The organism is Vibrio sp. M260121 (genome assembly GCF_036533715.1).
Taxonomy (GTDB): domain Bacteria; phylum Pseudomonadota; class Gammaproteobacteria; order Enterobacterales; family Vibrionaceae; genus Vibrio.
Genome location: NZ_JATABF010000020.1, coordinates 12,621 through 36,572 on the forward strand (window position 1 = coordinate 12,621; position 23,952 = coordinate 36,572).

At 44.2% G+C, this 23,952-nt stretch carries 27 protein-coding genes and 1 riboswitch; of the genes, 7 read left to right on the forward strand and 20 right to left on the reverse strand.

Annotated elements, in window-relative coordinates:
• Positions 1-49: 49 nt before the first annotated feature.
• The 6 genes from QTO06_RS12590 to QTO06_RS25545 all read right to left on the reverse strand — a co-directional run bounded on the left by QTO06_RS12590 (position 50) and on the right by QTO06_RS25545 (position 5,141).
• Positions 50-1,702 carry a phosphoethanolamine transferase gene (locus QTO06_RS12590; RefSeq protein ID WP_331408324.1) on the reverse strand — a complete coding sequence of 551 codons (1,653 nt, stop codon included), beginning with the start codon at positions 1,700-1,702 and terminating at the stop codon, positions 50-52.
• A gap of 21 nt (positions 1,703-1,723) precedes the next feature.
• Complete coding sequence (locus tag QTO06_RS12595) at positions 1,724-2,080, reverse strand: diacylglycerol kinase (protein ID WP_011999519.1); 357 nt, start codon at positions 2,078-2,080, stop codon at positions 1,724-1,726.
• 179 nt (positions 2,081-2,259) lie between these two features.
• Positions 2,260-2,652, reverse strand: a complete 393-nt coding sequence (locus QTO06_RS12600) for a glycine zipper family protein (RefSeq protein ID WP_331408325.1) — start codon at positions 2,650-2,652, stop codon at positions 2,260-2,262.
• A 133-nt stretch (positions 2,653-2,785) separates the two neighbouring features.
• Positions 2,786-4,072, reverse strand: a complete 1,287-nt coding sequence (locus QTO06_RS12605; RefSeq protein WP_331408326.1) for an ATP-binding protein — start codon at positions 4,070-4,072, stop codon at positions 2,786-2,788.
• The gene (locus QTO06_RS12610) at positions 4,072-4,785 is read right to left on the reverse strand and encodes a response regulator transcription factor (RefSeq protein WP_331408327.1); all 714 of its coding nucleotides are present in this window, start codon (positions 4,783-4,785) and stop codon (positions 4,072-4,074) included. Before QTO06_RS12610 ends, QTO06_RS12605 begins: the two co-directional genes overlap by 1 nt.
• Before the next feature lie 104 nt (positions 4,786-4,889).
• Positions 4,890-5,141, reverse strand: a complete 252-nt coding sequence (locus QTO06_RS25545) for a helix-turn-helix domain-containing protein (RefSeq protein ID WP_080642189.1) — start codon at positions 5,139-5,141, stop codon at positions 4,890-4,892.
• A gap of 228 nt (positions 5,142-5,369) precedes the next feature.
• Here QTO06_RS25545 and QTO06_RS12615 point away from each other — a divergent pair, with 228 nt between their 5' ends.
• Entirely contained in the window at positions 5,370-6,557 is a 1,188-nt protein-coding gene (locus tag QTO06_RS12615) for a hypothetical protein (protein ID WP_331408328.1), read from the forward strand.
• Between the two features lie 226 nt (positions 6,558-6,783).
• Entirely contained in the window at positions 6,784-8,019 is a 1,236-nt protein-coding gene (locus QTO06_RS12620; protein ID WP_331408329.1) for a hypothetical protein, read from the forward strand.
• A 107-nt stretch (positions 8,020-8,126) separates the two neighbouring features.
• Here QTO06_RS12620 and QTO06_RS12625 read toward each other — a convergent pair whose 3' ends face one another.
• Both QTO06_RS12625 and QTO06_RS12630 read right to left on the reverse strand, forming a co-directional pair.
• Positions 8,127-8,846, reverse strand: coding sequence for an SDR family oxidoreductase (locus QTO06_RS12625; RefSeq protein WP_005433542.1), 720 nt, complete (start codon positions 8,844-8,846; stop codon positions 8,127-8,129).
• A gap of 242 nt (positions 8,847-9,088) precedes the next feature.
• Entirely contained in the window at positions 9,089-9,394 is a 306-nt protein-coding gene (locus QTO06_RS12630; protein ID WP_009704801.1) for an isoamylase early set domain-containing protein, read from the reverse strand.
• 193 nt (positions 9,395-9,587) lie between these two features.
• On the opposite strand from QTO06_RS12630, the gene QTO06_RS12635 reads away from it, so the two are divergent.
• Together QTO06_RS12635 and QTO06_RS12640 are read left to right on the forward strand one after the other, a co-directional pair.
• Entirely contained in the window at positions 9,588-9,965 is a 378-nt protein-coding gene (locus QTO06_RS12635; RefSeq protein ID WP_331408330.1) for a hypothetical protein, read from the forward strand.
• A gap of 86 nt (positions 9,966-10,051) precedes the next feature.
• Positions 10,052-10,651, forward strand: coding sequence for a thiol:disulfide interchange protein DsbA/DsbL (locus QTO06_RS12640; RefSeq protein WP_041053586.1), 600 nt, complete (start codon positions 10,052-10,054; stop codon positions 10,649-10,651).
• 56 nt (positions 10,652-10,707) lie between these two features.
• Here QTO06_RS12640 and QTO06_RS12645 read toward each other — a convergent pair whose 3' ends face one another.
• From QTO06_RS12645 to QTO06_RS12690, 10 genes are all read right to left on the reverse strand, one after another.
• Positions 10,708-10,953, reverse strand: coding sequence for a hypothetical protein (locus QTO06_RS12645; RefSeq protein ID WP_005433479.1), 246 nt, complete (start codon positions 10,951-10,953; stop codon positions 10,708-10,710).
• Positions 10,954-11,107: 154 nt separating this feature from the next.
• A complete protein-coding gene (locus QTO06_RS12650) occupies positions 11,108-11,554 on the reverse strand; it encodes a DUF3429 domain-containing protein (RefSeq protein ID WP_331408331.1) in 447 nt (148 codons plus the stop codon).
• Positions 11,555-11,565: 11 nt separating this feature from the next.
• The gene (locus tag QTO06_RS12655; protein WP_038867318.1) at positions 11,566-12,111 is read right to left on the reverse strand and encodes a glutathione peroxidase; all 546 of its coding nucleotides are present in this window, start codon (positions 12,109-12,111) and stop codon (positions 11,566-11,568) included.
• A 109-nt stretch (positions 12,112-12,220) separates the two neighbouring features.
• Complete coding sequence (ribB, locus tag QTO06_RS12660) at positions 12,221-12,877, reverse strand: 3,4-dihydroxy-2-butanone-4-phosphate synthase (RefSeq protein ID WP_270050310.1); 657 nt, start codon at positions 12,875-12,877, stop codon at positions 12,221-12,223.
• A gap of 174 nt (positions 12,878-13,051) precedes the next feature.
• Positions 13,052-13,192: riboswitch (FMN riboswitch) on the reverse strand.
• A gap of 122 nt (positions 13,193-13,314) precedes the next feature.
• The gene (locus QTO06_RS12665; RefSeq protein ID WP_005442468.1) at positions 13,315-13,932 is read right to left on the reverse strand and encodes a PGAP1-like alpha/beta domain-containing protein; all 618 of its coding nucleotides are present in this window, start codon (positions 13,930-13,932) and stop codon (positions 13,315-13,317) included.
• A 59-nt stretch (positions 13,933-13,991) separates the two neighbouring features.
• Entirely contained in the window at positions 13,992-15,848 is a 1,857-nt protein-coding gene (locus QTO06_RS12670) for an MFS transporter (protein WP_331408332.1), read from the reverse strand.
• A gap of 182 nt (positions 15,849-16,030) precedes the next feature.
• Positions 16,031-16,390 carry a hypothetical protein gene (locus QTO06_RS12675; protein ID WP_009704794.1) on the reverse strand — a complete coding sequence of 120 codons (360 nt, stop codon included), beginning with the start codon at positions 16,388-16,390 and terminating at the stop codon, positions 16,031-16,033.
• Between the two features lie 10 nt (positions 16,391-16,400).
• Positions 16,401-17,138, reverse strand: coding sequence for a helix-turn-helix domain-containing protein (locus QTO06_RS12680; RefSeq protein ID WP_009704793.1), 738 nt, complete (start codon positions 17,136-17,138; stop codon positions 16,401-16,403).
• 1 nt (position 17,139) lies between these two features.
• Positions 17,140-17,793 carry an HD domain-containing protein gene (locus QTO06_RS12685; RefSeq protein WP_020194105.1) on the reverse strand — a complete coding sequence of 218 codons (654 nt, stop codon included), beginning with the start codon at positions 17,791-17,793 and terminating at the stop codon, positions 17,140-17,142.
• A 106-nt stretch (positions 17,794-17,899) separates the two neighbouring features.
• On the reverse strand, positions 17,900-18,670 hold the full coding sequence (locus QTO06_RS12690) for a hypothetical protein (RefSeq protein WP_331408335.1): 771 nt from the start codon (positions 18,668-18,670) through the stop codon (positions 17,900-17,902).
• 535 nt (positions 18,671-19,205) lie between these two features.
• Here QTO06_RS12690 and QTO06_RS12695 point away from each other — a divergent pair.
• Positions 19,206-19,388, forward strand: coding sequence for a hypothetical protein (locus tag QTO06_RS12695; RefSeq protein WP_005433443.1), 183 nt, complete (start codon positions 19,206-19,208; stop codon positions 19,386-19,388).
• A gap of 50 nt (positions 19,389-19,438) precedes the next feature.
• Here QTO06_RS12695 and moeB read toward each other — a convergent pair whose 3' ends face one another.
• Together moeB and moeA are read right to left on the reverse strand one after the other, a co-directional pair.
• A complete protein-coding gene (moeB, locus tag QTO06_RS12700) occupies positions 19,439-20,188 on the reverse strand; it encodes a molybdopterin-synthase adenylyltransferase MoeB (protein ID WP_331408337.1) in 750 nt (249 codons plus the stop codon).
• A 9-nt stretch (positions 20,189-20,197) separates the two neighbouring features.
• Positions 20,198-21,433: a molybdopterin molybdotransferase MoeA gene (gene moeA, locus QTO06_RS12705; RefSeq protein WP_331408339.1), complete on the reverse strand. Its 1,236-nt coding sequence runs from the start codon at positions 21,431-21,433 to the stop codon at positions 20,198-20,200.
• 288 nt (positions 21,434-21,721) lie between these two features.
• Here moeA and folE point away from each other — a divergent pair, with 288 nt between their 5' ends.
• Both folE and QTO06_RS12715 read left to right on the forward strand, forming a co-directional pair.
• Complete coding sequence (folE, locus tag QTO06_RS12710; RefSeq protein WP_005373478.1) at positions 21,722-22,375, forward strand: GTP cyclohydrolase I FolE; 654 nt, start codon at positions 21,722-21,724, stop codon at positions 22,373-22,375.
• Positions 22,376-22,651: 276 nt separating this feature from the next.
• Positions 22,652-23,893 (forward strand): NRAMP family divalent metal transporter, encoded by a 1,242-nt coding sequence (locus tag QTO06_RS12715; RefSeq protein ID WP_331408340.1) that lies wholly within the window; start codon positions 22,652-22,654, stop codon positions 23,891-23,893.
• Positions 23,894-23,952: the final 59 nt, after the last annotated feature.

A 23,952-nucleotide genomic window follows, 5' to 3' on the forward strand; every position in this document is an offset into this window, starting at 1 on the left:
AGTAGGAGAGGGTAAATATCCCCCCTCCTTTTTGTTATGAATATGATTATTAGCTTTGACGACAAGTCTTAAAGATATCTAAAGCGCCGTCGTAGGCATTGGTTTCCACATCCATAATGCCCAACAATGAATGGAAGACATTATCGTGTGAATGCGTTGCGGTTTGCTGCGCTTCTTGTGCCAAGCAATCGGTGTTGACGTGTTTTGCTTGTTTAAAGCCTGGTGACATCCAAAGCATCATAGGAACACGCTTTTGGAAATCCGGTGCTAAACCATAAGGCATGCCATGTAAGAACAACCCGTTTTCGCCCAGAGACTCGCCGTGATCAGAGACGTAGATCATCGCCGTGTTGTATTTATCTTCCAACGTTTTCAGTTTCGCAATGGTTTGATCCAACACGAAGTCTGTGTAGCGGATCGTGTTGTCGTAAGAGTTCACAATTTGCTCCACACTGCAGTTTTCAATATCTGCGCGAGGGCAGTCTGGTTGGAAAAACGCTTTGTCTTTCGGGTAGCGCTGGAAATAAGTCGGACCATGGCTGCCAATCAGGTGAAGCGCAACAACTCGGTTACCTTTCATGCTCGCGATTTGGTCGTCCAAATTGTCTAGCAGCGCCATGTCGTAGCAGGTATTGCCGTTGCAAAGCGTGTTTTGTTTGCCGCGTGCGACATCCATCTTATTGATCTTATGAGCAACACCCTTGTCGCCACCGTCGTTGTCTTTCCACATCAAATCAATGCCAGCGCGCTGAATGATGTCCAATGCGTTATCTTGGTTGTCTGCTTTACTGCGATCGAAGTCGTGGCGTGGTAATTGAGAGAACATACAAGGCACAGAGACAGCCGTTGCGGTACCACAGGAAGAAACGTCTTGGAACGAGATGACATCTAACTTACTGGTGTATGGATTAGTCTCTCGTTCATAGCCATTAATTTGATAATTCTGAGTTCGTGCTGTTTCACCTAATACAAAGACAAGTAGCGTCGGCTTCTCTTTTGCTTGCTCTAGTGCAAGTTGGGATTGTTTCGCATCCGTACCAATCTCACGGTAGGGTTCTGGCGTCGTTAAGTAGTTTTCTTTTACATAGCTAGAGATCGCGTACACGTATTGAGTCGGGATGATGACTTTCTTTAGGTAACTGTTGTTGCGACCAACTGACGCATAGTCTTGGTAATACATGCCTGCAATCACGGCGATAACAGCCAATGAAGCCAGCATTGAGACGATTTTGGTTAACGTGAAGCGAAGCCATTTGCCTTCAAGAGGCTTAAATTTAATCTTGAAGACGATTAGGGCAGGGACAACTCCCATCAACAGTGTCCAGACAATTGAGTAGGCACTCAAGTATGAGCTGGCTTCACTGGTATCTGTCTCAACGATGTTGGTGACCATGTCCGTATCGAACAAGGTGCCGTAGTTGTAGCTTGCGTAACTCACCATGCCCGATGTGATCAGTAATAAGATGAAGAAGGGCTTGCTGATCCAAGGCCAACTGAACAGGTTAAATAGGAAATTCAACGCCGCAAAAAAGAAGATTGGAATTGTAATGATGAAACCGATCTTAACCTGATCGAGATTTGCAAAGATATGAACCAGCTCTTTGTAGATGGGGATATTGACCACCAGAGCGAAATACAAGGCTAATAAAAGCGTAAAGGTAATGTAAGAGATACCTTTAGTTGGGAGTTCAATTGTCTTCATAATTGACGTGCTTCAATGTGATTAAAGTAAAATCGATGCCCAAACAAATAGGGCAAGAAAAAGTGCAACAAATACTGCTGCGGAGCCGATGTCTTTGGCTCTTCCACTGAGTTCATGCCAGTCATCACTGACACGATCGACAACCGCTTCGATGGCGGAATTAATCAATTCAACAATCACGACCAACAGGAGGCTGCTGATCATCATGATGCGTTCTAAGGTGGTGACAGGAAGCAAGAATGCGCAAACAGAAAGGACAAGTGTAAGTACCAGTTCTTGTCTGAAAGCGGCTTCATGAGTCCACGCAGCTTTCAATCCTTGAAGTGAATAGCCGGTTGCGTCCAATATCCGGCGAATGCCTGTTTTACCTGGTTTCAAAATGTGGCCTTTTAAATGCTAAGCCCTAAAAAAGAGGGGCGCTTTGAGGGGTAAAGCCTCCCCTGATGACAGAAGTGCATCGGATTGGAAAACATGACACTAATAGATCGAGCGTGAAACATTTGTGAAATTAACGTCGCTCGACACATAGTTTTGTGTAGTTGATGCGAATTTATACGTTATGAATCAAGGTCGTATACGGTATAGCCTTTTTTCGCTAGGCATTTACGCAGAACTAAGGATTGAGTTTTGGTTGAATCGGTAGCACCACCAACAGCCCCTGCACCTGCACCAACAGCAGTGCCTGCCACCGCGCCCACCGCAGCGCCACCAATGCCATTCTCTAATGCGCCTGCAACTGCACCGACCAACGCACCCGTAACGGCACCATTTTGTGCTTCAGTTTTAGCGGCTTCACCTTTATCCACTTTTTCTGCGTAACCTTGGCAATACGTAAAGTCTTGCTCGTATTGGGCTTGGTCAACATTGGTCATATCGACAACAGGTTCTTGGTTGTAAGCACAAGCAGCAAGTGTGGAAGAAAGGGTGATGAGAAGAAGAGGTTTATACATTGCTTTGATCCATTATTGTCGTGAATTTATGGATTAAATGTACGCTGTTTTATTGTGGTGCTCTGTCGGCCAATTGTATTGAAGTGTCGTCTTTTGTAAGGGCGTGTAGGGGAATATTGATAAGTTTATGAATTTATTTGGGAAAGCAGATTGTAAAACACGCACCACCGTACGGGCTGTGTGAGACATAGACTTCGCCGTTCTGCAATTCAACGATCTGTTTGACGATAGCAAGCCCCAAACCGAAGCCGCTAGTGCTCTTGTTACGCGATTTATCAGCACTGTAAAACGCATCAAACAGATGAGGCCAATCTTTCTCTTCCACACCACAGCCATCGTCATGCACACGCATACAAGATTTCTCCGGTGTCTCCATAATCTCTAGCACAATTTGGGTTTGAGCATAACGCATTGCGTTACGAAGAAGGTTATCTAAAGCACGTTTTAGCAGCTCTGGGTCGGCATCAATGACCGCCTGTTGTGAGCTCGTGTCGTCAATCAATATTAAAAGTTGGGTGTCACGTTGCCACTTAGGTAAAAACGATTGAGCAAAGCTTGATAAGGCAACAGAGGAAGTTTGAATCTCGGCATTTGGTCGCTCCATTTTTGCGTAGTAGAGCAGTTCTTCCACCATATTTTCCATGTCGTCGATATCTTCTACGATGCTGTCGACGTACTTCTGTTGTTGTTCATTTAAAGCCGCGTCGGCTAGTAGATCGGCTTGCCATTGCAGACGAAAAATAGGGGTACGAAGCTCATGCGCTACCGCGTTGGTGAGCATTTTATTGGTGGTGATGAGTCGAGACACCTTATCAGCCATATGGTTGAAGCTTCTATTCAACGTACCGACGGATTTGGCACTGGAGGTGTCCGCTCTGGCGTTGAAATCTCCAGAGGCAAAATCAACGGTGACCTTTTCTAGAGCGCGAACTCGTCGGCTTAAGAACCAAATCAGTAAGACACAGTAAAGCGCGAAACCAGCAAGGAAAAACAACCAAACGATGTTATCGTCAAAGTTGATGGCCTGAATGATAGGGCTGTTGGGGTTTTGGCTTAACTTGAAGATAGGGGAGCCGGGTTCAAAGCGAAACCACAAGTCCCGCTCATCATCAAAGGCCGTATTCACCGATAGATCTTCATCGAATGCTTTCTGCACCTCAGGAGGAAGACTCGTCATTTCCTGAGCAACTAACAACATGTGACTCGATGTCGCGAATTTCTCTAACTGCTGAACGGTGTATTCTTCGCCTTTTTCTTGATACACCGGATAGATCAGCTCATGGAAAGCTTGAGCTTCATGCTCTTCGAGTAGGTAGTCGTAGTCCGTATTGAGCTGATAAACAATGACTTCATAGCCAACAAGGCTAGCTACAAATAGAATGATCAGACCTAAAAAGCTTTCCAGATAAATACGCTTCATTATGCATTCCAAGCATCAGGCATAAACAAGTAACCTTTACCGCGCACAGTGATGATCTTTTGTGGTGGTGTGGTGGTGTCGCCTAGCTTTTTACGCAGCGTCACGACACGGTTATCAATGGTGCGGTCGGTGCCGTCGTATTCGATGCCACGTAATGTTTTGGTGAGCCACTCGCGAGAAAGGGTTTGTTCAGGATGGTTTGCGAGTACCCAAAGGAGATCAAATTCACCGTCGGTAAGAGGAATGGGTTCTTGGTTTAGAGCGCACGTTTTACGCAGACGATTAAGGCACAGGACGCCAACTTCTAAACACGTGTCTGAATCTGTTGCTGATGCTTCTTTACGGCGTAATAGCATTCGAATGCGAGCAAGCAGAACACGTGGCTTGATCGGCTTACTCACAAAATCATCGGCACCAATTTCAAGCGCAGCAACATGGTCAAAATCATCGTCGCTGGCAGTAAGCATCAGCACTTTGCCTCTGTAGCATTCACGGATCTGACGGCAAACGCTCAATCCATCTTGCCCCGGCAACATCAAGTCTAAAAGAACGAGATCTGGCTGGCTTTCAAGAATCGCATCCGGAGCGTCCGTTCCATTGTCTATGCAGCTAACTTCAAAGCCTTGTCCTTCAAAGTATTCGCTTAGCATAGCCTGCAGTTTGGGATCGTCTTCCACGATGATAAGTGATTGCTTAGTGTCTTGTACGTTCATAGCAGTGATGCATTTTGTAGGAATTATCCCTGAAACTTAAACAAATTTGTCAGGGATTTCAATAAACGCATTTGCATTGATGAGTAGTTATCCTAAAAGGCTTTTTACCTTGTTAGTATGGTGAATTCTACGTTTAAGGCTAAACACATTCTCAAAAATGTATCTAACCTAGGAACAACTCTAAGGTTTTCGATCTTGCTGATATGGCTCGCTGATGTATCACAAAATGACGCTAAGTCTTCTTGGCTCATATTAATTCTATTTCTTTTACTTCTTAGTTCGTTGATCAATTGGCAAGTTGAGCTTGATGTAAGATCACTTGAAGAGGGAAGCTCATTTACGTTATTAGACTGCATGGGATTGTGATCAGAAAGTAATTAATGCAATTAGTAAAAATGGTACTGATATTTTCGTCCATTTATATGTAATTTATGACAAGCTATTGTGTGAATGAATGACTTAAAATTAAAAATAATTAGCTCTCATATCAAATAGTATAAGAAGAATTATGAAGTGGGAAGTTTTAAATTATAAAGCGATGATGAATATTTACTTTTCCCATTGGTTTACATGAGATTTAGTAAATGCATTTTTTATTTAGAGAAAAATTCAATCACAAGTATAGTGTCCCAGTTTTATTCTTAGCCTCTTTCTTACCACTGAAAAGTAATGCGTCAGTTGAGAAGATTGAAATACCGACATTACATCAAAGTGGAGTTGTTTACGTTGGACAAAGTATTACAGGAAGCGTTAATGGAAGCATGGGATTGAACCTTTACTCTGCAACGGGGGAGAGGAACAATTACTATTGGATTGACGCTACAAGTAAAGAACGATTGACGAAGGGTATTTTGTATACTCCAAAGCAAGCCGATGCAGGGAGAAGCATTTCTCTATGTTTAGACTCATTGTGTTCTGCTTCTGTTTATGTGCACTCTTCTGATCGATTAAGAACTTCTAATGATCTTATTGACTATCGAGATTGGTGGTCTGTGAGTCAAACAGTGCAAGATAATGTTGTACTGAGTGCAGATAGCGACATCGGCATTACAGTGGATTTTTCATATATCGGACCTATTGGGGATGACGAAGAAGGCTCAAAAGTTGGTGTTGGCTTATGGTTGAGTCTGTTACAAGACAAAGTTGATAAAAAAGTTCTAGCAACTCAGGTAAGTGAGGGCACCAATACTCCGGATCTAATTGGGAAAAAGGTAGACGTTCAAGCATATTACGAATTTAGGAGTCTTAATTTGGCGGCAGTAAATGTAGTAGAGATATGTGATGATGTTTACTTTGATGTAGGTAACACAACTTGGAATGCGTGTACTACTAGGGTTGTTTCGGAATCTGATTGTGATCCTTACTGTCGTCCACCTACTAAGCAACAGTTTGATGTTCTTTTCCCTTCGACATCGTTCAAACATGAAGAAGATGTTTGGAATGCAGATAAAACTGCGAAAAAAACTTACATAGCCGCTCTGTCTTTTGAGGGAGATCAGCATCTTCTAAATTCATATTGTAAAGCACTAGGTGGAAAGATATTTGCGCTTTCTGCGACCGATATGCAAACCCTTATCAATGAAGATATGGATGAGATTGATGCGACTTGGCCTGGAGAAACAGGGTACTGGTCAAGCAATCACATCGAATCCGGTTTCAGCGTCACTGGTGGGTGGGGAGAAGTCACTATGCTAAGTGATGATCTTTCCGTTCAAAAAGCACCTCGCTCTTTCTACAAGGGATATTATATCTGTAAGAAAAATGCGAATTAATATTTATTGTTAGCACTACTGCTTTATTTTAACAATGAATGCTAGCAATAGTTTGTTCTATTTAATAAGTGTTGGTTAGCGAGATATTTTACTTTGTACATTCTTGCTAGCCAATTTAAATTTGTTTCATTGAACATAGGTAACTGAGAATCTTAATTATAATTCATCGGAAGATTTAAAAGTCTCTTACTTAATGAAATAAGGTAACGAACAAACGGAAGGTATTATGAAAAAATTTTCATTTATTTTGTTTTATATATTAGTGGGAATAATACCCCAGAAAGCGCTATCCGGTACGTCAGCATCAGCGCTAGACAATTTAGGTAGTCTAGAAATAGTCTCCGAAAGCTTCTCTATAACGCGACAAAGCATGGGTACATCTGGGCAGTATGTACTTTTTTCCTATGTTGATGGTGAGTTGGCGACGAACTTTGATAAACAAGGGAACTCTCAAGATATCTACTGGCAAGCTGAGAATGGTGTCAAACTGAGTAGCAAAGTTTACTTAACCAGTAACACTATTGAAACCAATAAAGTACGATTTTGTATTGACAATAACTTGAAGGTTCAGTGTTCTGAGTATGTGAGCAGTCCTGTAAGTACTAGACAGATCATTGAGAATACAGGCGGTATTGAAATCGATTTTGTTGACAGTGATAACCTTATGGTGGGTGTACAACCAGAGTCCTACTCTCAGTCTATTGATGGGGCGGGAGTGTTTTCGTTCATTTACCAAGAGCACTTGGATCAAAATGAGCGTGTGCTGGACAACACGATTAGTTATTTTTTCGATGAACAAACATTGATAGGCAAAGCTGTTACTAACGAAACAAGCTCTATTAAAGCTTGTGCTGTGGGTGGTTTTTCAATTGGTAATCCGACTCTTGTAAGTGATTGTTCTCCTTCGTATCAAGTTGATGATGGGGTAGGTGAGACAGCCTTGTGTCTTTACGAGCATGCACACTATAAAGGGCGAAGTCTTTGCTACTCCACCAAAGATATAAACAAACCTTTGAAACTTCCTGCTGACTTTAACGACATCACGTCATCTTTCACTATTCGTAATGGGTATCGTGCGACTTTAGTTTCTGACTATGAATTTGGTCGAAAAACTAAATATAGGACTTATTACAAGGATGAAAGATTCGTTAAGCATCTGAATGATAAGACATCTCTGATATTGATTGAACCTGATGATAGTCTTGCCTGTTTTTACGAAAATGATGACTTTACAGGTAAGCGTTTATGCGTTGCACCAAAGAAAGCGGTATACGACTTGAGTGATAATTACATCTACACGTTTTCCGCGATGACAATATCTCCACGTCTAACTCGTGGCTACAAAATCAAGTTGGGTAAAAAACGCGGTAAACACCATTACTATGGTTGTTACCGATGGACACGAATCTGGCATTCTTCAAGTCACTACAATGATAAAGCTGCAAGGATCTGGGTGAAGTAGTCGGAATTCATCCATAATGTGAAAACATATTTCAAGATGGTACAACATCAATAAAAAAGCGGCTTTGAAGCCGCTTTTTGAATTTCTTTGTCTTAGAATCGCAGAGATTAAGGTTGTTGCTTAGTTGGTGCTAGTGCGATTTCACGGATACAAACGTTTTGTGGTTGCTGGTAAGCAAACACGACTGCACGAGCGATGTCATCAGCAGCTAGAACGCCGCCCATATCTTCTTTCCACGCACCGTAACCATCTTTGATTTCTTGTGATGTAGTGTGAGAAAGCAGTTCAGTTTCTACTGCACCCGGAGCGATTGTTGTTACACGAACGTTTGAAGCAGCGACTTCTTCACGGACGTTTTCAGAAATAGCGTGAACGGCAAATTTGGTACCACAGTAAGCAGCATGATCTGGGAACGTCTTTTTACCGGCGATCGAGCTGATGTTGATGATGGTACCGCTATTGCGTGCTTTCATTGGTGCTAGAACTGACTGCATGCCGTTTAACAAACCAAGTACGTTCACGTCGAACATACGTTTCCACTCTGACGCATCTTGTGTATCGATTTGACCAAGTAGCATCACGCCTGCGTTGTTTACTAGTGCGTCAGCAGGGCCAAATTTCTCTTCTGCTTTCGCAATTGCTGCTTCAAATGAAGCTTTATCTGTTACGTCTACTTTCTCACATAGCGTGTTTGGCAGGTTTAGTGCTTCTAAGCGCTCTACACGACGAGCAAGAAGAAGAAGTGGGTGACCTTCATCGCTTAGACGGCGTGCGATAGCTTCACCAATACCAGAACTTGCACCTGTGATTACAATCAGTTTTTTCATCTTTTGTTTCCTTAATTGTTTTAAGAGTAGCCATCGCTAGGAATAGCTTTTATTTGAGAGCGACTTTCAGTTGATAACACCTGTCTCGCTGCGATGGAGGTATATTAAGGAAATAGGTTTTGTTGATATATATCACTTCAGTTAAAACACTGTTGTTATATAACAACAATGAGCAATAACTCAATGAAAATTAGACAATAAAAAAGGCGCACTCGGTGCGCCTTTGTTTCCGAATTGCGTTATTAAGCGATCTGCTCTTGGGTGCACACCACGCTATTGTCACTACCAAAACCATTTGGTACGTATGCGTCCGCTTGTGGATCGTTTTCCCACTCGGCTTCGTTAAATAGGTAGCGGAACTGGATATTTTGTTCTTTCGGCAAGCGCGTTTTAAATTTAAATTGGCCACTTTTTTTCACGAGCTTCATTGGTTCTGGTTGCCAGTTGTTAAAATCACCCGCAATTTGAATCGACTCCCACTGGTTTTTGTCTAGCTCGAACGTGACTTCGACTTCATCTTTTGTTTTAAAGAACCTCTTTTTAAGCATTAATCTTTCCTTGTTTGTACAAAAACTGATCTAACTATTACTCAGGTTTCATAGTGATTTCAAGTTTTATCGGCATTGCAGTCGGTATAGGACGTAAGAATCCTCTGGTTTGTGAAGGTGGCACTAAGTGATTGGCTTGTATGAAAAGAAGGATTCTGTATGATGAAGATCCACCGTATTTTGAAGAAGTTATATGCTGAGTTTTAACCGTACATTCATGATGACAATGCTCTGTCTATTAGCCATGTTGCTAACGGGTGTTGCGTCGAGCGTGCGTGCAGCAACGGCACCAATCGAAGTGAGTACAAGCAAAGATCGAGCATCTGAGTTTCATCAAAAAATGGGAGTGGACAATACGGACTGTATTGAATCACACCATGGTGATCACTTGATGGAGAAAGGGAAGCAAGCTCATACCAGTTGCAGTTCTTCTTGTATCGTCAAAATACCCACCAATCTCTTGCAAGATGATGTCGTCTTATTACCGTACAGTCTTGCACTGATCGATAAATCACCGACACCTAAAACAGTGATTGTGGCTTTTAAGCCTTACCGTCCTCCAATTATTTGATCCTTTTATTCATCGCAAACCAGCACTGCTGGACTTTTAAACATTAACAAATGAATACGGCACACCTGTGCCCAAAGGAATCAAACATGAAAAAGCTATTTGCTCTTTGCAGCACTCTACTACTGGCATTCACTGCTCACGCGGCGCAATTTGAAGCGGGTAAACACTACAAAATCTTGGATGTAGAGAAAGCAAAAACACCGACAGTCACCGAGTTCTTCTCTTTCTATTGCCCACACTGTTACAAATTTGAATCTGTCATCGACAACTTGAAACCAGCGTTACCGAAAGACGCTAGCTTTGAGAAAGTACATGTCGCATTTATGGGTGGTGATATGGCTGTTCCGATGGCGAAGTCTTACGCAACAATGGTGTCACTAGGTGTTGAGGATAAGATGGTGCCGGCGATGTTTGCGCAAATTCATCAGAAGCGTCAAGCGCCTCAAAACGAAGCAGAGCTTAAGCAACTGTTCGTTGATAACGGCGTCGATGGCAAGAAGTTCGATGCGGCGTACAACAGCTTTGCAGTGAACTCTATGCAGAAAGGTTTTGATAAACAATTCAAACAAAGCACGCTGACTGGGGTTCCGGGTGTTGTGGTGAACAACAAGTACATTGTGTTGCCGAATGAGATCCGCAGTTACGATGATTACAACGCGTTAGTGAACTACTTATTAACGCTATAATCGCGTCAATAAAAATGGCGACCAATGAGGTCGCCATTTTTTATGTTGTTTTTGCGTTAGCGGAGCACAGCCGTACAAGCTGCGGTTGGCATATCAGTCATAAAGATCGCATTTGGATAAAACAAGCTAGCAACAGTGACGGCAACGTTACAAGGCTGAGCGATGGTGGTTTTCACTACGTTGTTAAGAACCACTCCAGTGGTATTCACCGTATTGACCGCAGCCTGTTGTGCTTGATAAGACACACAACCCGCTGTTGCATTGATAACTGCGGTACTAAAAAGAAGTTTACGAAAAAACATATTCATATCCTTTGTGAATGCTTTTGAGATACTTATATGACCATCCATTCATAATTAAAACAAAACGGTGTTCAAAATTACGCGCACTTCACGAAATGAATATTGTTTTATATAACTTGGTTAATTTTGTGATCTGGTAGGTGGACAGACCAGTTTAAGCAATTAAAACCAACCCATGCATAAGTACCACACCTGTCGTGAGCTTGCCTCGCATCATCTGATACCCTTTTGGCTCCGCCTCTTTTTCTACTCTTCGAATCAGCTTTTCCGCGTACCAAACGGCAATGTAGCCAGCTGCCAATAACAGAGTCGCGATGACATAATGCTTGTTACCTTGCAGCAATGCTCCCCAAGCAAGCAATACGAATAAGTTACTTAGCACCAAGGCATTTCGACTCAATCGATGGTAAAAATGATCAATGGCGTTGCCCCAAAGTACCCCGGAAAGAAAACTCAAAATCACCGCACTGTAAGCAATAAAAAACTGCTTCCCAGATAAGTTAAACAAAGTCCTTTCTGTAACGATGAGAACCAAGCTGAACAGAAAGGGCAGCAGTCCTAAATAACCCAATTGCAGCATTGTCGTACGTGTGGTCGTCATGGCAGCCTTCCTTACAGTTGCTGTTCAATCATGTTAGTAAGCGTAGTACTTGTTGGAGAGGTTGAACTTGGGAAGGTCGCAACGACTTTACCTTCTTTGTTGATCAAGAACTTGTAGAAGTTCCACTTCGGAGTAATGCCCGCTTGAGTACTGATCTCGGCGAATACTGGGTTTGCATCCTCGCCAAGAACAGAGGTTCGCGCCATCATAGGGAAGGTAACACCGTAGTCGAGGTAGCAAATTTTAGCGGTCTTTTCTTCGCTGCCACGGTCTTGACGAAAGTCGTTACTTGGAAAGCCCACAACGGCAAAGTTTTGATCCTTGTAAGTCTGATGCAATTGCTCCAATTGTTCGAATTGGGGAGTAAAGCCGCACTGGCTCGCGGTGTTCACGACCAGTAGTGTTTTGCCTTTGAAGGCGTCACACAGCTCTATTTCTTCCGTTGAATTTAAAAGTCTTTGCTTTCCTTGCAAGATATCTGGACAGCTCGATGCAAAAGCCAAAGAGCTGGTGGAGAGTAGTGTTGCGGTAAGTGCGCTGCGAGTGATTCCCTTCATGGTGTTGATTCCTTTTGTTTTTGCTAAGTATAACTACTCGCGAAGGAATCAAATCGATCAAAAAAGCCGCTGAGTTCAGCGGCTTTCGACTAGAGCAAATGCGTGTTGATTACGCTAGCTTCAAATCAAATTGATTACGGTAAGCAACCATGTCTTCTATGGTCAGCACTGGCATGTTGTGTAAACGACCAAACGCAACGATCTCTGGTGCTTTTGCCATGGTACCATCTGGGTTTGTCACCTCACATAGCACACCTGCAGGCTGTAGACCGGCCATTTGCATCAGATCGATAGTGCCTTCTGTGTGACCACGACGAGTCATGACGCCACCAGGACGAGCGCGCAGCGGGAACACGTGACCAGGACGAGCCAAGTCGTCTGGTTTTGCATTTGGGTTTGCTGCTGTTTTGATGGTTGTTACACGGTCAGCGGCAGAAACGCCTGTTGTTACGCCTTGCTTCGCTTCAATAGAAACTGTGAAAGCCGTTTGGTTTGCGCTGTTGTTGTTCACAACCATTGGTGGCAGTTCCAATTTGTCTGCTTGAGCGTCTGTCAGGCATAGGCACACAATGCCGCTGCACTCGCGGATCATCAGAGCCATTTGCTCATTAGTCAGGTGCTCTACGGAATAAATGATGTCGCCTTCGTTTTCACGATCTTCATCGTCAAGAAGAAGCACGCCACGGCCTTCTTTTAATGCGATAAGTGCGTTTTCAACGCGAGCAATTGGGTCGCCAAATTCGGCAAGTAGTGATGACTGATTCATGGTTAACTCCTAAATATCACCAGAATCAGGGCGGTATGAGAGATCGTCACTTTTTATGCAGGCAATGAGCCGCCAACGGTAAGATGGCACAAACCCACGCAATAAAAAATGCGATCCAAAAAGAAGTGCACCAGTGCTCATCAACACAGAACATTGAGGAAACCGCTGATGTTTTCTTATTCTCTTTCATCCGGACTATAACCGTCGGCTCTGGCATCTCACCAGATCTGCTGACCTCGACGAATCGAGCGCTCGCGGGCTCACTCAAAAGAGTATACCGCCGGTGGGGAATTTCGCCCCGCCCTGAGAACATTGAATCCAACCAATATGGTTAGAAGTAAAAAACTCCGACACTCAAATGAGTGGTCGGAGTAGAGATAGTACTGCGAACGCCTTGGCTTGAAAAGTAGATTGCAACTACTTGATGGAAAAGTGCGCTATCGGCTGAAGTGATCAGTTTTGATAAAGTGATCAATCTGCGCAGGTACATAGGTGTTGTAGATAAGGCTAGTGTGCGTCTGTTTCGTCTCTATATGATCTTGCATGCCTTCTAAACGTGTTTCATCAACGGTCACTGTGCCATCAGACATGGTGTTGTCTTTATGCATGAGAATAGGCCTTGCGCCAATGCCCATTGTGCCTGCGATGCTGCCAAGCTTTTGTGGGAAAGTCCAAACATCCTCGTGCTTATTAAGACCATGATAGGGAGAATTACCAAGCATCGCACCAAATCCCAAATCTTGAATGCGAGTGACGATAGATGCGCCTTTCAGTGGCGAGCCAATTGCCACAACGTGGGACACCAGACTTGTCGATGGTTTTCTGCTCGCGAGGTATCGTTTAATCATCAAACCACCTAGGCTATGACCCACCAACACATTAGCAGTCAGCGGATTAAGCGCTTTGTCGATGGAATCGAACAGCGACTCTTCGTTAATTGAAACCGTGTTGTAACTCAATACTTGGGTCTCGTAGCCCAGCTTTCTCAGCTTTTGGCTAAGAGGCTGCATGACCAGCCCATGCATATAAAGACCATGTAAGATGATGATTTTCATAATACCTCCTAGATTTATGACGTTGATTTTATCCTACTAGATTCTCCAAGAGACTACTGTCAGCGAATTAGCAAATCTTGCACTTCTTTTTGTAACAAATGGCGATCTAGTGTGGTTGGTTGCAATAACTCACCAATATTGACTTCGATACGAGACCAAAAGCGAGTAGGGCGTTTGGTTAACGCATGTCCATTCTTGTGGCTGAAGAAAGAGCCCCATAAGCCTTTTAAGGCCATTGGAATCACGGGAACCGGTGTACGTTTTAGAATCTTCTCAACACCCGGTCGGAACTCGCCTAGTTCGCCATTTGAGGTCAAACGACCTTCAGGGAAGATACAAACTACCTCGTCGTTATTAAGAGCTTGCTCAATCTGCTCGAAAGCTCTTTTGCAAGTCTCTGCGCATTTGCGTGGAGAGCAGATTGGGATAACGCCGGCATGACGAAAAACATATTTAAGAACAGGCAGCTCACTGATTGATTTGTCCATCACAAATCGAACTGGACGGGTCGATGTACCCATTAGAATCAAAGCGTCTACATAGCTCACATGGTTTGCCACAATCAGCGCAGCGCCTTGTTCTGGGATATGCTGACGACCGGTTACCGAAACTCGATACAGACAGTGGCTCAGCAAGTAGCTAATAAAGCGCTGAGTAAACTCAGGTACTTGACGGTAAACGTAGATAGCTACGATGAAGTTACCGACGGCCAAAATGGCAAATAGCTCAACAATTGAGAACTCTAAAACACTTAACACCAAGATAGAAACAGCAGCGGAAGCGACCATAAACAGTGCGTTCATGATGTTGTTTGCCGCAATAGATTGAGCACATTCGCCTTCTTCTGAGCGCGATTGGATAAACGCATAAAGGGGAACAATAAATACGCCTCCGCTCACACCAACCAAGAACAAGTCGATCATTACTCGAATATGTGAAGATTGGGCAATAAAGCTTTGTACATCGTAATACTGACTTGGGAAAGATTCGATTGCAGGTACTGCCCATAGTAGGTCGGCACTGAAAATCGTTAAGCCCAAAATACCAAATGGCAGAATACCCAGTTCAACTTGATTGAAGGACAGCTTTTCACATAGCCATGAACCCGTTGCGATACCAACTGAGAACAGAGCCAACAACAGAGAAACCACAGTACTGTCTGCAAATAGGTGTTCGCGAGCAAAGTTTGGGAATTGAGTTAGGTAAGTTGCGCCCATAAACCAGAACCAACTGATCGCTAGAATCGACATCCAAATACCGCGTTGTTTTTGTGCCAGTTTGAGTGTTTTCTTCAAACCAGTAATTGGTTCGAATTTTACTTTGTCACTTTTCTTACTTGGCAGAGAGGGGATGTTTGCGCTGCTCAAAAAGCCCAGTAGTGACAGCGTAATCACAATGCAAGAGGCGACAAGCATACCATTTGGAATCGCAAGCAATAGACCTGCGCTTAATGTACCAATCAGGATTGAAAGGAAAGTCCCCATCTCAACCCAAGCATTACCTTTCACTAGCTCATTAGGTTTTAACGCTTGAGGAAGTAGAGCGTATTTCACAGGGCCGAAGTAAGCCGATTGAGTACCAGTCATGAAGAGTAGAACCAGCATTAGAATGGCACTCTGCGTCATGATAGCCGTCGCTGCACAGCTCATGATCACAAATTCAATAAGTTTTAAGCGGCGGATTAACTTGGCTTTGTCCATGTTGTCGGCAATCGCACCCGCGTGGGCAGAAAACAGAAAGAAGGGAAGAATAAATAAGCCAGCCGCAAGGTTAACAAAAAGATCGACCGACATCGGTAGTGAGTCAATTTGGCTGTAGGTCACCATCAACAAGAGAACATTCTTGTAGATATTGTCGTTCAGTGCACCAAGGCACTGAGTCACGAAATAGGGGAAGAATCGCTTAGTGAGAAACATGCTGGCTCCGTAATTGCAAAATCGCTTTGAGATGGGAGCACTTTAAAGGCTTGGCTTTGGGAAGCCAGTGTGAAGAAAAGAGTTACGTTATGAGAAACCAAAAGTAACACTTTGCGATACTTTTGGTTTCATGATTTTGTGATATCGCACTAATTGGTGCTTTTATACGTTACGAGATCAGCTTAGTGTCGAAACCAGACGCTGAGCATTCTCAATGTGACAAACAGAATGAAACCAGAGAGTCCAATAAAGCCTAATGTCACCAAATAAAAGAACAGACGCACCAAGCGAGCTTTCATTCGTTTGAAAAAACCGAGGCTCGGCGTAAGTTCAGGGACATGCTGAAAGCTTGAGATCATCACCCAAGCGGCAAGCGCCCACAACGCCGTTACGCCACTCGGAATAAGATAAGACTCCTTAACCACATCAGAAAGTTGCAAGAGTGTGGTAATGAACACCGCAAAACCACCAAACGCGATGAGTATGAATAAAGGGAGAATAGGTCTCGTCTTGACCGATAGGCTTTTGAGTTTATCGAGCATCAGATAGTACCTATTTGCGTTCCCAAGGGTTAAACAGCGGGAATGTCCAACGACGCATCGCAATCACCAGAGAGGTACCGTGCTTCTCATTCATATCTAGTGAATCGTCGCTTTGACAGATCTGATAAAACTCATCAATGACCTTTTGTAGCTTTTGCTGCATCTTCTTGTTGGTTGGCAAGCTCATTAAGCCCGTTGCCATCACTAGCTTTTCATCTTCAGCAGAGAAATAGCTCTGGAAGAAAGCTTCTTGAACTTGTTGCTGGAAGAAACGCTGAATAGGGCCACCTGTGTGCCACTTGAATGTCGGAGATATACGCAGACGAATCTTGTTACCTGGCAGCAAGTCGATGATATTGAGGCGGTCGAGTTGAGCTAGCTTTTGTATCAGCTCTAACTCATCAAAGGTGTATTGCTCGATGATTTGTTCGAAGCGATAACCATTGACCACACAAACCGCAACCAACAATAAGCCTTTATCATCAACCAACTGTTTTTCTTGTTCTAGTGTGAGCGACTCCAGCCCTTTGTTGTGTGCTGCTGCCAGTTTAAATAGCTCTGCCATTTCTAACCCAATCAGCTGACAGATACGCTCCAAGCGGTCGAGGCTGATTTGACTGCCTTCTGCCAATAAGCGTTTTACTGAGCCCTCGCTTAGCTCCAAATGCTGTGCGACATCGACATAGTGCAAACCAGACTGCTTGAGCTGGCGTTTGAGCTCTTTAATTAGGTCGTGACTTTCCGACATATTAACCTTCTACTTCTTGGCGCAACTGATCTAGGTAAGACTGCATAAACGCTTTACGCTTCAAACCTTCTTCATAGGCTGCTTTGGTGTTCATCGTCTCGACTATTTTAAACAATTTGGTTTGGAAATGATCGATGGTGAATCGTTTATCTTCCAATTCTCGATGCTCTGCAAACATGTCCTGTTCGTTATATAAGACGGCATCAAACAACGTGCTCACTTGAATACAACGTGTCACACCAATTGCGCCAAGCGCGTCTAAGCGGTCTGCGTCTTGGACGACCTGAGCTTCCAAAGTATTAGGTGTAATGTTGGCGCTAAAGCTGTGAGATTCTATAGCGTGGGCGATAGCGTCATGGTATTGAGCAGGGTAGTCGATGCTTTCTAGAAACGAAATCGCTTTGGTTGCCGCAATTGTTGAGCTTTGCTTACGGTTCGGGTGATCTTTTGGGTAAGTAAAGCAATCGTGCAGATACGCAGCAGGCAATACAACGGCTAAATCTGCGCCTTCTTGTTCTGCTAGCTGACGAGCGGTTTTGACTACGCGTCGGACGTGACTGAGGTCGTGAGCGGCATCAGTTTGCATCTCTTGCTGCATAAACTGTAGGAACTGAGGCTCAAATTGGCTGAGCTCTGCTAGGTTAAGTTGAGACATGGATTTCTTCTAAAAAATAAAGGCTTAGACAGAGTATGCCTAAGCCTTTATTAAATTGCCAAATGAGACGTTGTTATTGAGATGTTGCGAAGAAAGCCTTGTTGTTTTACTGGGTGCGAGTGAATCGGAACGTTTGTACTTTTTGTTCTGCTCCGTCGATGTAAGCGTAGCTATCGATGGTCCAAACGTTTGGACCTGCGAAACCTAGCTCGACACGCACATCACCCGTCGGAATACCTTGGTAAATGACGTCGTTAATGTTCATCGGGTAGAAGTTGTAGCGATGGTTTTGTGATTGTTGTTCACCAGCAAAAGCAACCGATACATCTTTTGCTTCATTAGTCAGCGTTAGTTGGTAGCCTGCTTGTGGATCGAACGTGAACGCGGCATTAAGGTCAACGCCTTGCGAGTTGGTCACCTTAACATTTGCTTCTGTTGTTTTTGCTAGCGAGCCGTGTGCAGATAGACCTTCTAAACCTTTAAAGTCGCGATTGTGGTTCTGGATATTTACGTTCCAATCGCCTACGAAGTTATCGATCTCTTGCCACTGCTGCGGGGCATTGGTTGCTGCTGTGTTCTGACCACCGTTAATACCACCAATCGCGTCATTGCGGCTTTCGTGGCGAATGTTGTCACGGTTATTGTGAATATCCGCGCCAGCACCTGCGACACCACCGGCGACACCACCCGCAACTGCGCCTTTCACGGCAAGCTCAGCATCACCCGTCAAAGCGCCCATAGTCAGACCTAAAAGCGCACCACCTGCAGCGCCTTGCTTTGTTAATGCGTTTGGATCATCTTCTCCCGGAGTCACGCATCCTGCAAGTAGGGGAAGAGATAGCGCCGCGACCAATGTAGTTTTGTTGAAAATGTTCATGTATTTCACTCCGAGATGTTTGGTTCGAAGCTATTATTGAACGCTGTTTGATTAGGAATCCACTTATCTCGCTGATAACCGACAGTTATCAGGCAAGAGTTTTGTTTACTGTAAGGCTCACAGTTTTTCTGTTTTGCTCGGATTTAGGGAAGCAAAGAAAAGGGTCAACATTGCTGCTGACCCTGGGTTTTGTTTTATTCTTTATTTTATAAGCACTAATTTTGACGTTGTTAGTATTCAATCTGTGTTTAGGCGATTTGAGAGTTTTTATTTAAAAGCTCAACTAACTCCCTAACTCTAGTATTTGTTGAGAGTCAGTGCAAATATTTATTACGAAAACTGTCTATATTCTGAAATTTAATTTGAATGAAGTTCACAAAATTTCACATTCAAAAACACATTCAAACCATGAAGTGTCTCAAGTTTGAGCCCACCATAATTAGGATCTATCTTTCATGATCCAGATCAGTATTGATATCTCTTTAGAGGGATAGCATTCATGCGAAATTAAATAATTATAAATTGAGTCCGAAGCATGCAGGATTTATATGAGCTAGAGCGTAAGTTGGTGGAATACGGCGCAGACATGAAAGGCTTAAAGGTTGTGCCTGCGATCATCGATGAAGATGGCAAGGTTGTTTACTTAGGCAATACTCCCTCGTTGCTTAGGAATGTCATTAGTTGCCGTAGACAGCTAACGCAGCGCTTGAAAAAATAAAAAAAGGGTCTGATGTAAGTCAGACCCTTTTTTGTGTTAGAGGTATAGAACTAACGACAAACCGGACAGGTTGGCATTTTCATCAGATTCATTTCTCGCCAAGACATGCTTAGCGCATCCAAAATCAGAATTTTGCCTTTCTTTGGTTGCCCGTAATCAGCGATAACTTTAATCGCTTCCATCGCTTGTACTGCGCCAACAATACCAACAACAGGCGCCATGACTCCGGCTTCGACACAACTTAACGCACCGCTGCCGAAGAGGGCACTTAAGCACTGGTAACATGGTTGCGCTGGGTCATCGTAAGTAAACACACTCACTTGGCCCTCCATACGAATGGCTGCGCCTGAAATTAGCGGTGTTTTGGTCGCAAAACATAGGCGATTAAGTTGATTACGCGTATCGACGTTATCTGATGCATCGACAACAATAGTGTGCTGCTTAATCAGGCTCTTTAACGCGGTATCATCAAGACGTTGTGCGATGGTATCTACGATAATGTGCGGGTTAAGTTCGCGCAGTGCATCGGCCGCCGAGTCTACCTTCTTACGACCAATATCCGCATCGTGGTGCAGCACTTGGCGCTGAAGGTTAGACAACTCGACAATATCATCATCAATCAGTGTGATTTTACCGACACCAGCAGTCGCCAAATATTGGCTTGATGAGCAGCCTAAACCGCCAGCTCCAAGCATCAATACCGATGCTTGTTTGAGTGCTTCTTGCCCATCAAAGTCAAACTGACGAAGAATGATTTGGCGGTTGTAACGCAGCATTTCCTGATCGGAAAGAATATCCACAACGACTTCCTAGTAAAGGGTTGAGTTGAATAGTTGAATCTGAACCGTTTCGCCCACTTCAACTCGGCCGCGTTCGCGTTCCAATACAACAAAACAGTTCGCTAGGCTCATTGAGCGGAATGCGCCAGAGCTTTGGTTTCCGGTTGTTTCGACCACAAACTTGCCATCTTCTAATGTGTAGATACCACGTTGGTAATCGGTACGACCTGGCGCTTTCTTAAAAGCGGTTTTGGTTGTTGCTGGAATAGACTCGGGTGCTTTCCATTCTGTATGGCCTGCAAGTTTTGCCAGCATTGGTTGAACAAGCACGTACATGGTTAGCACGGCAGAAACCGGGTTACCCGGCAGCCCGCAGAACCAAGCAGTACTTAGCTTACCAAATGCGAAAGGTTTACCCGGCTTGATTGCGAGTTTCCAGAAGCCAATTTCACCAAGCTCTTCAAGAATGTCTTTGGTGTAATCCGCTTCGCCGACGCTGACGCCGCCAGAGGTAACAACGACATCAGCCAACGTTTGCGCTTGTTCAAAGGTCCCTTTCAGAGTCTCTGGGCAATCTGGAATGATGCCAAGATCAATCGCCTCACAACCGAAGTTCTCGATAAGCGGTTTAATACCGTAACGGTTGCTGTCGTAGATTTGACCTTCTTCTAGCGGTTCGCCTAGTGGTTTAAGTTCATCACCTGTAGAGAAGAAAGCAACTTTTGGTTTACGCACTACCGTCACATGGCTTACACCAAGAGACGCAATCATCGGAATATCGCGAGGTGTTAAACGCGCACCTTTTGCCAGTACGATGTCGCCTTGCTTGATGTCGTCACCTGTTGGGCGGATGTTGTTTTGTGGCTTCACGTCAGTTTGGTTGAACTGAATGCCAGCATCCGTCACTTCTGTGTTTTCTTGCATGATAACGGCATCACAACCCTCAGGGATTTTTGCGCCAGTCATGATGCGAACACAGGTACTTTGAGGCCATTCACCTTCAAAAGGTTGTCCTGCAAATGATTTACCTGCCAGAGGCAAAACAGAAGATGACTCAAGATCTTGAATGCGAATAGCGTAGCCATCCATTGCTGAGTTATCGAATGGCGGTACGTGAATAGGAGACAAGATGTCTTCTGCCAGTACAAAACCGAGTGCTTCAGCAAGTGGAAGAGAAAGCGTTGTTTGGATAGGTTTGATTCGCGATAGCATTTTGTCCATCGCTTCTTCAATTGGCATCAAGCCAGGTGCGTCGCAGCAGCCCATTGAGAAAATCCTGTGTTCTTTTGTTTTGTGGCAACTTTACCATAAAAAGGGGGCCGAGTAAGAATGTCCACCTATAAAATATGGGTGTAATTATTCAAAAATCCGAGTATCCTTGTCAGCCATCCGAAAGGGGTAAAAAAGCCCGCGGAGCTCAATAAAATCAGCTCAGTACCTATATTTGATGTGACTTGGTGTAAAGACACGAAACTGAGCAACTCGAAGCGAAAAATATGAATGCAATTTTGGTTGGGTTTGTATTAAAGCGGAAGCAACAAAAGAGGAAGTGGAATGTCAGGTCTTAGCGAGTCAGCGAAGTTAGTAAAAGAAGCGCTAGAGCAACGCGGTTTGGAAACGCCAATGCGTCCAAACAACGTAAGTCGTGAAGAGAAGAAAGAGAAGATCGAACACCACATGCGTGAGATCTTAGGTCTGCTTCAACTTGACCTTACCGACGATAGCCTAGAAGAAACCCCTCACCGCATTGCTAAGATGTACGTTGACGAAATCTTCTCTGGTCTGGATTACTCCAACTTTCCTAAAATCACGGTGATTGAGAACAAGATGAACGTGAGCGAGATGGTTCGCGTGAAGGACATCACAGTGACCAGTACTTGTGAACACCACCTTGTGACCATTGATGGCAAGGCTGCTGTGGCTTACATCCCACGTGGCAAGATCATTGGCTTATCAAAGATCAACCGTATCGTTCGTTTCTTTGCCCAGCGTCCACAAGTACAAGAGCGTATGACACAGCAGATTCTTGTTGCACTTCAAACGTTGCTTGAGTCTGATGATGTAGCAGTGACGATTGATGCAACACACTACTGTGTGAAATCTCGCGGTGTGATGGATGCAACCAGCGAAACGACGACGACAGCGTTGGGTGGTATCTTCAAAAGCAACCCAGCAACGCGTGCCGAGTTTCTGCACGGTTTACGCTAAGTATCAAGCACTATTCTGAGAGGATGGCAAACGCCATCCTTTTTTGTATCTGTCTGAAATGAATAATGATTTGAGAATGAAAACGACAAAAATCATTTATCGATTTCTGTGTTGACAGTCACAGGCGATAGACTTAATATCCGCGCCCAGCAAACGGTTGCGAAGGCTTCATTTCTCTATTCGTTCTGCCCAATTTGATTCTTCAAGCTCAGCTGATCTCGGTCAGTTGTCTTTCTGTTTCCTAATAGTAGAAAGGCAACAAAATTGAGATTTGGCATGACCACACAAACCACCATCAACTCGACTGCTCCAGCTTCTATTCAAGCATCGGAAAACAGTTGGCAAAAGAAAGCAATTCTTAGTGTCGCGTTCTTAATGGCGACCACGTCTGTTGGACCTGGCTTTTTAACCCAAACAGCGGTCTTCACCAATATCTACAAAATCGACATGGCATTCCCGGTGTTTGCATCCATGTTTATCACCTTTGGTATTGTGATGAACTTATGGCGCATCGTAGGTGTGTCTGGTATGCGCATTCAAGACATTGCCAATAAAGTAGCACCGGGGATGGGCTACGTGGTGGGCATTCTGCTGGCACTTGGCGCGGTTGTATTTAACTTCGGTAACGTAAGTGGCTCTGCACTCGGTATTAACGTACTGACGGGTGTGGATACGACTTGGGGTGCTCTTTTTACAGGCGTAGTAGGTTGTTTGCTGTTTGTGGTGCACAACGCTTCTAAACGCATGGACCAAATGGCACGCTACCTCGGCTTGTTTATGATCATCTTAATTGCGTATGTCGCGATGACCAGTTTACCGCCAATGGGGGAGACCTTGAGCGCAGCAGTAATGCCTACTGATATTGGCAGCCTGCTATTACCGACGCTAACGATCGTTGGTGGCGCAGTCGGTGGCTATTACACAGGCGCACAGCGATTGGTTGATATCGGCTTACAAGGTAAAGAGAACGTACCCGCTATCAAAACCGCAGCATGGGCCGGTATTTCAATTGCCGTGGTGATTCGTATTCTATTGTTTATGGCTGTGTTCGGTGTGATTGCAACAGGCGCGACTTTGGATTCTGCAAACCCAGCCGCAGACGCGTTCCGTCAAGGTGCGGGTGAGGTAGGTTACTTTATCTTTGGTTTGGTGTTGTTTGTTGCTTCGATTACCTCGGTTGTGGGTAACTCGTACATGGCGATTTCCCTTATCAAAACACTTTTCCCAGTTGTGGCTCACAACGAGAAAGCATGGTGTGTCGGTTTTATTATTATCACATCGCTTGGCACTGTGACGATGAACATGCCGATTCTGCTGCTAATGCTGGCTGGCCTTGTTAACAGTATTATTCTGCCAATTGTATTGGGTATGGTGCTAGTGGCAACACGCAGAAAAGACATCGTAGGTGACTACAAACACCCAGCCTACTTAACGCTGACGGGCGTTGCAATTGTCGTAGTAATGGCGGCATCAAGCCTGACCAATATCAGCAACTTTATGGCCAAGTTTATCGGCTAACTCAATGCATCGGCCAATGTGAATTGAGTAATGTTTATCGGGCATGAGCTTGCTAAGAG

What these genes read in the sequence shown, in the direction of transcription:
- QTO06_RS12675 (WP_009704794.1), bottom strand. Translation starts at nt 16,390, where the DNA reads ATGCTCGATAAACTCAAAAGCCTATCGGTCAAGACGAGACCTATTCTC.
- QTO06_RS12630 (WP_009704801.1), bottom strand. Translation starts at nt 9,394, where the DNA reads ATGCTTAAAAAGAGGTTCTTTAAAACAAAAGATGAAGTCGAAGTCACG.
- folE (WP_005373478.1), top strand. Translation starts at nt 21,722, where the DNA reads ATGTCAGGTCTTAGCGAGTCAGCGAAGTTAGTAAAAGAAGCGCTAGAG.
- QTO06_RS12640 (WP_041053586.1), top strand. Translation starts at nt 10,052, where the DNA reads ATGAAAAAGCTATTTGCTCTTTGCAGCACTCTACTACTGGCATTCACT.
- QTO06_RS12610 (WP_331408327.1), bottom strand. Translation starts at nt 4,785, where the DNA reads ATGAACGTACAAGACACTAAGCAATCACTTATCATCGTGGAAGACGAT.
- QTO06_RS12645 (WP_005433479.1), bottom strand. Translation starts at nt 10,953, where the DNA reads ATGTTTTTTCGTAAACTTCTTTTTAGTACCGCAGTTATCAATGCAACA.
- QTO06_RS12620 (WP_331408329.1), top strand. Translation starts at nt 6,784, where the DNA reads ATGAAAAAATTTTCATTTATTTTGTTTTATATATTAGTGGGAATAATA.
- QTO06_RS12590 (WP_331408324.1), bottom strand. Translation starts at nt 1,702, where the DNA reads ATGAAGACAATTGAACTCCCAACTAAAGGTATCTCTTACATTACCTTT.
- QTO06_RS12685 (WP_020194105.1), bottom strand. Translation starts at nt 17,793, where the DNA reads ATGTCTCAACTTAACCTAGCAGAGCTCAGCCAATTTGAGCCTCAGTTC.
- QTO06_RS12695 (WP_005433443.1), top strand. Translation starts at nt 19,206, where the DNA reads ATGCAGGATTTATATGAGCTAGAGCGTAAGTTGGTGGAATACGGCGCA.
- QTO06_RS25545 (WP_080642189.1), bottom strand. Translation starts at nt 5,141, where the DNA reads ATGCAGTCTAATAACGTAAATGAGCTTCCCTCTTCAAGTGATCTTACA.
- QTO06_RS12625 (WP_005433542.1), bottom strand. Translation starts at nt 8,846, where the DNA reads ATGAAAAAACTGATTGTAATCACAGGTGCAAGTTCTGGTATTGGTGAA.
- QTO06_RS12670 (WP_331408332.1), bottom strand. Translation starts at nt 15,848, where the DNA reads ATGTTTCTCACTAAGCGATTCTTCCCCTATTTCGTGACTCAGTGCCTT.
- QTO06_RS12600 (WP_331408325.1), bottom strand. Translation starts at nt 2,652, where the DNA reads ATGTATAAACCTCTTCTTCTCATCACCCTTTCTTCCACACTTGCTGCT.
- QTO06_RS12680 (WP_009704793.1), bottom strand. Translation starts at nt 17,138, where the DNA reads ATGTCGGAAAGTCACGACCTAATTAAAGAGCTCAAACGCCAGCTCAAG.
- QTO06_RS12665 (WP_005442468.1), bottom strand. Translation starts at nt 13,932, where the DNA reads ATGAAAATCATCATCTTACATGGTCTTTATATGCATGGGCTGGTCATG.
- QTO06_RS12650 (WP_331408331.1), bottom strand. Translation starts at nt 11,554, where the DNA reads ATGACGACCACACGTACGACAATGCTGCAATTGGGTTATTTAGGACTG.
- ribB (WP_270050310.1), bottom strand. Translation starts at nt 12,877, where the DNA reads ATGAATCAGTCATCACTACTTGCCGAATTTGGCGACCCAATTGCTCGC.
- QTO06_RS12715 (WP_331408340.1), top strand. Translation starts at nt 22,652, where the DNA reads ATGACCACACAAACCACCATCAACTCGACTGCTCCAGCTTCTATTCAA.
- QTO06_RS12635 (WP_331408330.1), top strand. Translation starts at nt 9,588, where the DNA reads ATGCTGAGTTTTAACCGTACATTCATGATGACAATGCTCTGTCTATTA.
- QTO06_RS12605 (WP_331408326.1), bottom strand. Translation starts at nt 4,072, where the DNA reads ATGAAGCGTATTTATCTGGAAAGCTTTTTAGGTCTGATCATTCTATTT.
- QTO06_RS12655 (WP_038867318.1), bottom strand. Translation starts at nt 12,111, where the DNA reads ATGAAGGGAATCACTCGCAGCGCACTTACCGCAACACTACTCTCCACC.
- QTO06_RS12615 (WP_331408328.1), top strand. Translation starts at nt 5,370, where the DNA reads ATGCATTTTTTATTTAGAGAAAAATTCAATCACAAGTATAGTGTCCCA.
- QTO06_RS12690 (WP_331408335.1), bottom strand. Translation starts at nt 18,670, where the DNA reads ATGAACATTTTCAACAAAACTACATTGGTCGCGGCGCTATCTCTTCCC.
- moeA (WP_331408339.1), bottom strand. Translation starts at nt 21,433, where the DNA reads ATGGGCTGCTGCGACGCACCTGGCTTGATGCCAATTGAAGAAGCGATG.